Here is an 8,943-nt window from a genome sequence, read left to right on the forward strand (position 1 = left end):
ATTTTATTTGCCTTTTTATTACGGCGAGTCTTGGCGATGCCCATTGTTAATTCAATTTGTTATCCCCATCCTGTAAGCACGAACGAACTACTTTTTCAGGAACATTTTTATGAGCCGTCATTTTGATAAGGCCGATGGCCTATGTGAAGACAGAGACCCAACTACTCTTGGTTATGTGTTTAACCAAACAATGCTGCGTATCGCTGATCCAAAGCGCTCGTTAGATTTTTATACCCGGGTTATGGGGATGACGTTGTTAAAACGCCTCGATTTCGCTGAAATGAAATTCAGTTTGTACTTTTTAAGTGCAGGAGATGATTTTTCCGATATCAGCCAAGACAACAATGCACGTACCACGCAAACGTTCGGTCGTCCTGCCATGCTTGAGCTTACTCATAATTGGGATGATACGCCTGAGAATACCGAATATCACAATGGCAACAGCGAGCCAAAAGGCTTTGGGCATATCGGCTTTCACGTGCCTGATCTTGAAACCTCTTGCCAGCGTTTTGAAGACTTAGGCGTGCCTTTTCAGAAGCGCCCCAATGATGGTTCGATGAAGGGGATCGCGTTTATAAAAGACCCTGATGGTTATTGGATTGAGATTTTTGATGCCAATAAAGTTAGCGGATCTGTGGCAGTACATTTGCAAAAATAAAACGTGTTATACCTTAGGGGCGTGAATATTCACGTCCTCTTTTGTTTTATGGGTACTGTTGGCTTATGCCTCGGTGTGCATTGAACGGCGAAAGCAAGTTGTATCAAAAGTCAAAGGCAGCGATTATGTCAGGCGTTTAGTCACTATTGCGTACTTCAATGGCTTCGATATTAATGATGTGTGAGCGGTTCAAAGTGATTTTAAAGCGCTGAATGTGTTGTTGTTTTTGCTTATCAGTGTGCATCAATACCACGTTGATTTGATAGCGTCGCTCAACGGCTTGTTTGGTGATTTTGTTGTTCTCTAATGCATAAAGCCGACCTTCACCTTTTCTAAGAAAGCGAATAAACGGGGTTAAATTAAAATAGATCTGCTGCTGAATTTCATCATAACCAGGTAGAAAGCTTTTGGCATTGACCTTGGTTTCACTGCGAAAATGCAGTAACTGCGCTGCTTGTTTATTCTGCTGGCGACGGGTTTGAAATAACTTATCAACCTTAAGCGGCAAATCCTTGTTACTAATGTATTCAAGCCAAATGGTTTGATTAGCGACTTTGCTCTTATTCACGCTGTGACTGTACATGATCCGCCACTTCGGCAAACCTTTTTGAATTCGCCGCCAAATAATACGCGTAATGTCTTCTTTGAATATTTCCCGTAAACCGTAAATTACTCCTAACATGCCTACGAGCGCAATGGTCACTTCGGTGAAGTTGGTGCGCGCGTTTAACACTAACACCATCACAAATGCCATAATAATCGCAGTCACGGTACCTTTAACAATACGGTTTAAATAGCTGTTGAGGTTCTTGGTTTTCTTTTGAAACACCACCCCGTATTCTATCAATCGCTGTAACAAGCGCATTTTATTAGTAATGCGATTCGGGTCGGCGAGGGTGGTTTGCGAGTTGTATTGGTTTTCTTCACGGTACTCGTTTTCCCGGCGGCACAAACCGAAAAGAAAGTTTCTTTCACTGGAGTATTCTGAGCTTTTTGGCGCTCTTGATAGCAGCTTTAGAAATGACTGCTCTACCTGCCAGCTTAGGTAATTATCAGCATTTTCAAAATACGCCCTAAGCTTTTCATCAGACGGGGTGTAGCGCCTTAGTTTTTTTAACAAGCCAGAGGTTTGTTCAGCAAGCTCAATTGCTTGGGGGTAAAAGTCTTTGCTCTCTTTTAGTTTAAGGGTCTGTTTTATGTCTGTGTCCAGAGCGGTACGAATTTGGTATGAATACAAATTAAGGTTTAAGCGATAATCGCTTTGCTCGCCCTTTTTCTGGCTAATGTAACGGCTGCGCACCAAAGGCACGTGCAGTTGGTCGGAATAATAAGCGCTGTGGTTCTGAATACTATGGTGAAAGTACTGCTCTTCGGTTAACGTTTTTGCGCTAATGCCCATTTCATCAGGCAATGAAAAGTACAAGTCGAGTTTTTGGTGATCACTGGGCAAAAGCTGGTAACCGACTCTTATGGACAAGTTTTCGTCTTGGGTCAGTTTAATGTTCTTCACTTATATCTTTGTCTCCTATGCTGCTTGCGATATTCATACTCTGCGTTTTACTAGGTTATGACTAGGGTCTTATTTAGCTATTGAGTGAGTAATAGCGAGCTTGAACGCTGCGTAAAATAAGTATGCCTGATTTTTCGTTTTTTCCACAATCTTCATATTCATAATCGGCAAGTATTTATTATCATGATTTTTAACAATACTTATCACTGAGAGACTTTACCGCTACTTATTGTCGCTCCAGCGCGACTGCATAATGTAGCGCTGCGGCGATAGTTTTGCGCAAAGTGGCTAAGCAGATGGCTGGTGATTATATAGAATTAATTGATTTTGTTTCCTCTTGTAGTGTATTTATCCATGAAAGTAGTTGTAATAAATTGCACTCCTCGGTTGCAGATATAAGATCTTGCAACAAAACAGGATGCCCTATTATGCAAACCAATCAACTAAACCAAGCACGTAACTTAGACTTACCCTCACGTGAAGCCATGTTGCATCGCGCTCCTTCGGTTCAACAGTTTTGGACTAATCACTACGACTTACTAAGCGATGCATGGAAAGAGTGGGAAGTGAGCAATAGCGACACTCTGGCAACACTTGACAGCTCATTGCTCGACAAGCGTTTACGTGATGCCGTTGAGCACGCATGGGCTGACCCAAGCAAAGAATTGGCGGTACAGGACTTGATGCAAGAAGTAGCACCGGATGTATTCGAATTCCAATTTTTTGATCCACAGCGTTTGGCTGATTTACGCGGCTATCTTGAGCAAGTATGGGAAGCACAAATTCCTCTTCGCCCACCGTACGGCATTGTATTGAACCGCCGCGGCGCGATGTTAGACAGTCGCTCTGAAGGGTATTTGGCTGCGCCAAGCTTTCAAGCGTTTTATCGCCAAATACTTGACAGATACATGCGCCCAATTGCCCGCTTGTTGTTCCCTGAAATCGTTGGATACGATACCCAAACGTTTGGTTTTTCGATTCATTACAAGCCAAATACGGATACATCGATTCGCCCACATACAGATGCTTCAGCGGTCACCCTGAACATTAATTTGAATCTACCTGATGAGTCATTTACCGGTTCAAATGTCGATTTTTACGACCCAAGTACAGGGAAGATGATCGGGCTGGCGTTTAAGCCGGGCAGTGCGATGATCCACCGGGGCAATGTAGTACATGCTGCACAACCCATCACGAGTGGAGAGCGCACCAATTTCGTTCTTTGGTTATATGGAGACTACGGCAGAATGCCGATGCAAGGCTCTGAGCGTGTTGCAATTGATGCGAAGCAGCGCTGGGCAGTGCCAACTGGGGCATTGGATGAGTTTGCTCCATTTTAGTTTTTGTTAGGTAACCGTTATGCACGTTGTGCGCTTCTATGGGCTTCGCCCACTGGGCACAGCTTCGCTGTTTATGCACTTCGTGCACAGAGCACAGCTTCGCTGTTTATGCACTTCGTGCACAGAGCACAGCTTCGCTGTTTATGCACTTCGTGCACCAATCACAGCTTCGCTGTTTATGCACTACGTGCACCAATCACAGCTTCGCTGTCTACACACTGCGTGTGCTAAGCATGCGCGGTGCTTATTTGTATGCTGTGCACACACAGCATGAGCTTCGCTAACCTCATGCGCTGCGCTTATTTATAGCCTTCGGTTACTAGGGCATACGCTTCGCGTACTTATGTGCTGCGCACACTTTACGTACTTCGTGCACCAGCATCCATGCTGGGTATGACAGACCATCCATGGTCAGCCAGTCACTTTTTCAAAAGACGACAAAGTAACCAAAAAGTCTTTTGCTCCAACAAACTTTCTTAACCGCTAAAAGTAACGGCTTTAATGTCAGAACGGCGTGAGGAAACATCCCTGTAAAGCAACACGCCTTGTCCAGACGTCCCTGTCTGGCCATCTGACAAGCCGATACTTTGAGCGGGAAAGTTTGAGTCGCATAAAATCAAAAGCAGCGACGTTGTCGCCAAGGCCGCCATCCAGAAAGTTTCTATTCCTGCGCGTCTTGTCTAACGCTGGTCGTGAAAACGCGAAATATCGGATGTTTTGGGTTTTAATACATCCTTGATGATCAGCTCCCCATAACGGAGTTACCGTCTCGCCTTCCTTGGCGACCAGTTCAACTGGGCGCTACTTCGTAGCTAAAGATACCAGCTTCACCCTTCAATCGAACCAGAGTGAGCCCACGATGCTCGGGAAACTTGAGTCGGTATAAAAGAAAAAAGCAAAAGCAAAAGCAAAAGCAAAAGAAGCTACTCTGTCTCCAATGCATTTGTTCAGCTCTTGGTATGAAACTAGAAAAAATAACTTGTGTGGTAAGTTAATACGTTAAGTAGCGAGGAGCATACGTGCGTACAAGTGAATTAATTGAACACATTAAAAGTGAGGTCGCGCAAGCTGCTCTGGATAAGAACAAAGATGCGGTCAATATGTATCTTGTTGTGAAATACGCCAATCAGTTAAAGGATTTAAATCCAATTGATTTTGCTCTTTCAATTGGGCGCAAGGAGAGCTACGCAACAGAGTTTAGAAAAGGGCTAAAATTAGCCGTAATAATCGAAGAGCGTGGCCTTTAGCGACTCATCAAGTCAGCCACAATAATTCCTGCCAATTTTGAGCTTTATATTTTATCTATTACGGGTTTGCCGTTGCGAAAGTATATAAATGGGCCTTCGGCTTCAGGTGTTTGGCCGTTGGTTAGGCGTTGATCGACTTCTTTAAGTATCATTCGGGTGATAATAGGTAAATCGAGCTTTTCAGCGTCGACCAGTGATACCCAGTGCATGGCGAGTAATTCGCCAGAACCTTGGGGCGCTTCGTGTACATCCCCTTGAATAATATCTGCATCAACCATAAAGAAGCGCGTATCGAAGCGGCGGTTTCGATAGGGTGGGGTAATTGCTCTGGCGATTAGACTCAGGGTATCAAGGCGCGGGTTAATACCGTGCTGTAAAAACGCTTGCCACTGCAGGGAGCGGGACTTGATTGTTAAGTTGTCGGCTTCGCCAAGAAGCAATCCCGTTTCTTCGAACGTTTCACGAATAGCCGCCAACGCAAGTCCTCTAGCGCGAGATTCAGAGCATCCCTTCATCAAACGTTGCAGTACACCTGGGTGAAGATCGTTAGGCGGACGAATACGACTATCTCCCACATCAACCTTTCCCCAAGGAAAGACAAATTTGTTCGGCATGAATTTGTGCTCAGCTGAACGCTTGCCCATCAGAATTTGAGGGTGGGTGCTGTCCCGCCGCACAATAATCAGGGTGGCGGCGTCTTCTGGTTTTACCGCGCGCCCTTGAGAGCGCAACTCCGCGGGGGGCGTATTGTTAGGGATATAGGGAGCGTTATTAGGCATGTTAGCCCTCGGTCAGTTGATTAAACGGTGCTGCTTACACTGCGTTGCATGAATTCGAAAGAGAACTAGTTTTCTTTTAATAAAGAGCTGTCAGTCATGCGCCTTGTTTAAGCCCTTTTAAACTCTCGCTGAGTGATCACTTATTAACGTGGAATGGTATAAGTGAGGTTTTAACTTAATCACTTACATCTGTTCTTTTGCTTTACTCACTCACTCGCTCAAATTCTTTTGCAAGGTGGGTATGCAAGCGCACAATCGCGCTTTCGAATAAGCCAAACTCTAAATGTTCATTTGCCTTGCTCGCCAACCCTTGCTGAGCCGATAAGACTATCTCTAAATCTTCAATAGCGCCTTTAGCCGCAAAATTTTGGCCTTCAGTAACCGCATTGAGTAAGGCTGTTTCACTCTCGCAAATCCCACTGACAAGGTACGTATGTTGCCGAGTCGTTGACTCATCAATAGGCTCAAGCACATTGACCTGCATACACCCGGGGAATGTTGAAATCACAACATTCGGGAATAGGTGATATACGTAGGTCAATCGCCCATCAACTGACATGTCAGCTTGCTCTTTACCTCTTAACCCTTCAATTGATTGATAAGGAAACGCTACGCGACTATTTTGCCCGAAAGCCTCAACCACCGTGAGGTTGTCGTATTGCACTGGGAAAAAGGTACTTTTGTGAGTTTGCCGAATATGATAACCCTCAAGGGAGCTTTCGAGATAGAGCTTCCAATTTGCGTTAACTATCTGGCTGCTTGAGTTCAACAAACGGGTGTTGTCAGGGATAAGGTTCGGAATACAGGCAATATCTTGCTCAATATCTGCTCGTGGGTTTTGGTTGATAAAGATTAACCCATTGCTCTCGAAACAGGCCACCTCAACAAGCCCACGTGTTGCCTTATCAACATCAGGAAACCCTTGCTCATGAGGAATGTTACGTAGACTTCCGTCAAGACTGTATGCCCAACCATGATAGGGGCAGACTAATGCTCGCGTACAGCCGTGGCCATTGGCAAGTTGAACCCCTCTATGTCGGCACGCATTCCTAAAAGCGCGAGCGACGCCATCTAATCCACGCACTACTATCAAAGGCACGCTGGCTACATCACGGGCAATGTAATCACCTATCTTGGCAATTGCACTAGAAGGACAAAAAACGATGCTCCGGCTTTGCAATATTTTAAGTTCTGACTCTAGCCGTTCTTTCGAGCGGTAATTATCTGTGGGCTCTTGCCAGCTTTGCTTGCCCAAATCTGTGGTGGCATTATCGATGTGAGTAAAAATTCTCCGCACCACTTCTATATCGCTTAACAGCGGTTTTTGGTCATTGGTATTTTCTGACATAGTGACTCGCAAGCTGGACAAATAATGTTGTTTAAAATTAAAGCAAAAAATAGTCTTTGCGAAGTCAGCTGTTTTTATACGTGGTAATCAGGGGGGGTTATAAAGCAAGGGGGTATCTTTATTATTTATGCACTTCGTGCACCGAGCACAGCTTCGCTGTTTATGCACTGCGTGTGCTAAGAATGCGCGGTGCTTATTGATAGCCTTCGGCTACTAGGGCATGCGCTTCGCGTACTTATGTGCTGCGCACATGGTAAGCACTTCGTGCACCAGCATCCATGCTGGGTATGACAGACCATCCATGGTCAGCCAGTCACTTCTTTCCAACAGCCGAAAGAAGTAACCAAGAAAGGCCGCCCTCCAGCCAATTTTTACACCCATATTTTTAAAACGACTTCGATGCCAGAGCGGCGAAAGGTAACCTCCATGTAAAACACTTCGCCTTGTCCAGACATCCCTGTCTGGTCATCTGACAAGCGGCTTTAAAATATGGAAAATTGGAGTCGGTGATTAATTGCGGAGATAATTGCGGAGACACCCATAATAATTGTTGGCCGGATTTTTTGATTGGCACCTAAAGAAATTAACAAGGCATGGTTAATAGCTGTCTGATTTTGATTGTTACCTACTTGGTGGGGCAACCTTGGCTACGCTTCTGCGTAGGTAGCCAAGGTTTTTGGCGTGTGAGATAGCAACTTTTAGCGAAGGTGTTCGCAGCTTGCTTTATTCTTGTAGTGCCAGTGCAGCCATTTTCATTGTGCTTTCGAATGATGTGGTGCCGGCTATGAATAAGCCGTTGTGGCAGAACATGGCGTCTTCTATGCCTGTTTCTGCTTGTAGCTCTGCATCTGATAAGCCTGCCCATGGTTTGGGTAGGGATTTTCTGTCTTCGAATGAGCCGGGTTCAACAGGTACGGTTTGGATCATCCATTGCCCTGACTGTGAGGGGTAGACCATATACAAAGCTTGCTCTGATAGGGCGTGAACTGTTTTCTTCCATGGGGTGTATTTTTCTAGCACGATCACTCTTGGGTCTTGTGCGTTTTTTATCGCTTCGGCGACAATGGCTTTTGCGTTTAAACCGCCGCTGGCTGCTGCTATTGCGCGTGCTAATATCCGCGCTGCGAAATCTACTGCTTCGTTAAAGCCGGCGTCAAAATCACCTTCTTCTTGCCACGTTGGGTTGAACATTGAAATGGTTTGGCTAAGGCTAATGCCTTCAGCGACCCCTTTGACATGGCCGCAATCGATGGCGTCAATGGTAGATACCAGACCGGCGTCAATCGCGTTAGCGAGCTCTTGATTATCGTCGCATATGGCAAGGCCATATTTCTGCCAAATCAAACCAAATGACGAGTAGGGCACGCCATTGTCACGCTCACCCGCGCCGCCGCGTTGGTGGTGGTCAAAGCGGTCTGTTGCTGCATCGTGTTCGCCGCCTACATCAATTACTACATCTGCCTTGGCGATAACCTCTTTATCACGGGTGCGAATGAGGGTAAACGTAGGAAAAACGCTTTTAAGGGCCGCGACACTGAATACATCGTCAGCATGAAAATTGCCGCTGTGGGTTACTACTATTTTATCATTCATCATTTTTTATCATTTTACTGAGGTAAGGGAAGGCGTTGTTAGATACAGGTTGAGGCTAAACGGCTTAACACGTTTTTATTCATACAAGTAAAAACACGACGGGGATTCTATACGAAAGCACGCACATTAACAGGGGAGTCATGGCACTTTATCTGGTCATATTTATCAGAGACGCCAAAGAAATTGTTAATGACGCCAGCGAAATTAACGTAAATGGCTGTTTGCCGGGGTATCTTTACAATAAGGCTATGGTTTAAATATGGCTTAAATATGGTTGAATTACATTTGCTTGCAGGTATTCAATACACTGTAAAAGTGCGTTGAATGTGAAGTGACCCCATAAAGTTGGACTCATTTCTAAGCGGCAACCAAGGCCTGATGTCGATATTGTATCGGACTCAGGCCTTTTAGTTTCAGCTTAATGCGTTCGTTGTTGTAATAGTCGATGTATTCTTCGATGTTTTCAAT

The 8,943-nt window shown here is 45.1% G+C and carries 8 protein-coding genes; 3 read left to right on the top strand and 5 right to left on the bottom strand.

Annotated elements, in window-relative coordinates; translation table 11 throughout:
• Window positions 1-109 precede the first annotated feature (109 nt).
• Complete coding sequence (gene gloA, locus GMES_RS21050; RefSeq protein ID WP_006994845.1) at window positions 110-658, top strand: lactoylglutathione lyase; 549 nt, start codon at window positions 110-112, stop codon at window positions 656-658.
• A 136-nt stretch (window positions 659-794) separates the two neighbouring features.
• Here gloA and GMES_RS21055 read toward each other — a convergent pair whose 3' ends face one another.
• Window positions 795-2,168 carry a hypothetical protein gene (locus GMES_RS21055; protein ID WP_006994846.1) on the bottom strand — a complete coding sequence of 458 codons (1,374 nt, stop codon included), beginning with the start codon at window positions 2,166-2,168 and terminating at the stop codon, window positions 795-797.
• Window positions 2,169-2,596: 428 nt separating this feature from the next.
• Between GMES_RS21055 and GMES_RS21060 the strand changes: the two genes are divergently transcribed.
• Together GMES_RS21060 and GMES_RS21070 are read left to right on the top strand one after the other, a co-directional pair.
• Window positions 2,597-3,508, top strand: coding sequence for a 2OG-Fe(II) oxygenase family protein (locus tag GMES_RS21060; protein ID WP_006994847.1), 912 nt, complete (start codon window positions 2,597-2,599; stop codon window positions 3,506-3,508).
• Between the two features lie 1,019 nt (window positions 3,509-4,527).
• Window positions 4,528-4,755, top strand: a complete 228-nt coding sequence (locus GMES_RS21070; protein WP_006994849.1) for an HTH-like domain-containing protein — start codon at window positions 4,528-4,530, stop codon at window positions 4,753-4,755.
• A 44-nt stretch (window positions 4,756-4,799) separates the two neighbouring features.
• On the opposite strand, the gene GMES_RS21075 is transcribed toward GMES_RS21070, so the two are convergent.
• The 4 genes from GMES_RS21075 to GMES_RS22355 all read right to left on the bottom strand — a co-directional run.
• A complete protein-coding gene (locus GMES_RS21075) occupies window positions 4,800-5,534 on the bottom strand; it encodes an NUDIX hydrolase (protein WP_006994850.1) in 735 nt (244 codons plus the stop codon).
• A 202-nt stretch (window positions 5,535-5,736) separates the two neighbouring features.
• Window positions 5,737-6,882 carry an aromatic ring-hydroxylating oxygenase subunit alpha gene (locus GMES_RS21080; protein WP_006994851.1) on the bottom strand — a complete coding sequence of 382 codons (1,146 nt, stop codon included), beginning with the start codon at window positions 6,880-6,882 and terminating at the stop codon, window positions 5,737-5,739.
• Window positions 6,883-7,605: 723 nt separating this feature from the next.
• On the bottom strand, window positions 7,606-8,475 hold the full coding sequence (locus GMES_RS21085; RefSeq protein WP_039987985.1) for an MYG1 family protein: 870 nt from the start codon (window positions 8,473-8,475) through the stop codon (window positions 7,606-7,608).
• 357 nt (window positions 8,476-8,832) lie between these two features.
• Window positions 8,833-8,943, bottom strand: a 111-nt coding sequence (locus GMES_RS22355) for an IS3 family transposase (RefSeq protein WP_153811096.1), incomplete at its 5' end; no start/stop codon positions are given.

This window comes from Paraglaciecola mesophila KMM 241 (genome assembly GCF_000315015.1).
In the GTDB taxonomy this organism is placed as follows: domain Bacteria; phylum Pseudomonadota; class Gammaproteobacteria; order Enterobacterales; family Alteromonadaceae; genus Paraglaciecola; species Paraglaciecola mesophila.

Bases quoted from the DNA above. Each gene is read 5' to 3' on its own strand.
- gloA (WP_006994845.1), top strand. From the start codon at position 110: ATGAGCCGTCATTTTGATAAGGCCGATGGCCTATGTGAAGACAGAGAC.
- GMES_RS21060 (WP_006994847.1), top strand. From the start codon at position 2,597: ATGCAAACCAATCAACTAAACCAAGCACGTAACTTAGACTTACCCTCA.
- GMES_RS21075 (WP_006994850.1), bottom strand. From the start codon at position 5,534: ATGCCTAATAACGCTCCCTATATCCCTAACAATACGCCCCCCGCGGAG.
- GMES_RS21080 (WP_006994851.1), bottom strand. From the start codon at position 6,882: ATGTCAGAAAATACCAATGACCAAAAACCGCTGTTAAGCGATATAGAA.
- GMES_RS21085 (WP_039987985.1), bottom strand. From the start codon at position 8,475: ATGAATGATAAAATAGTAGTAACCCACAGCGGCAATTTTCATGCTGAC.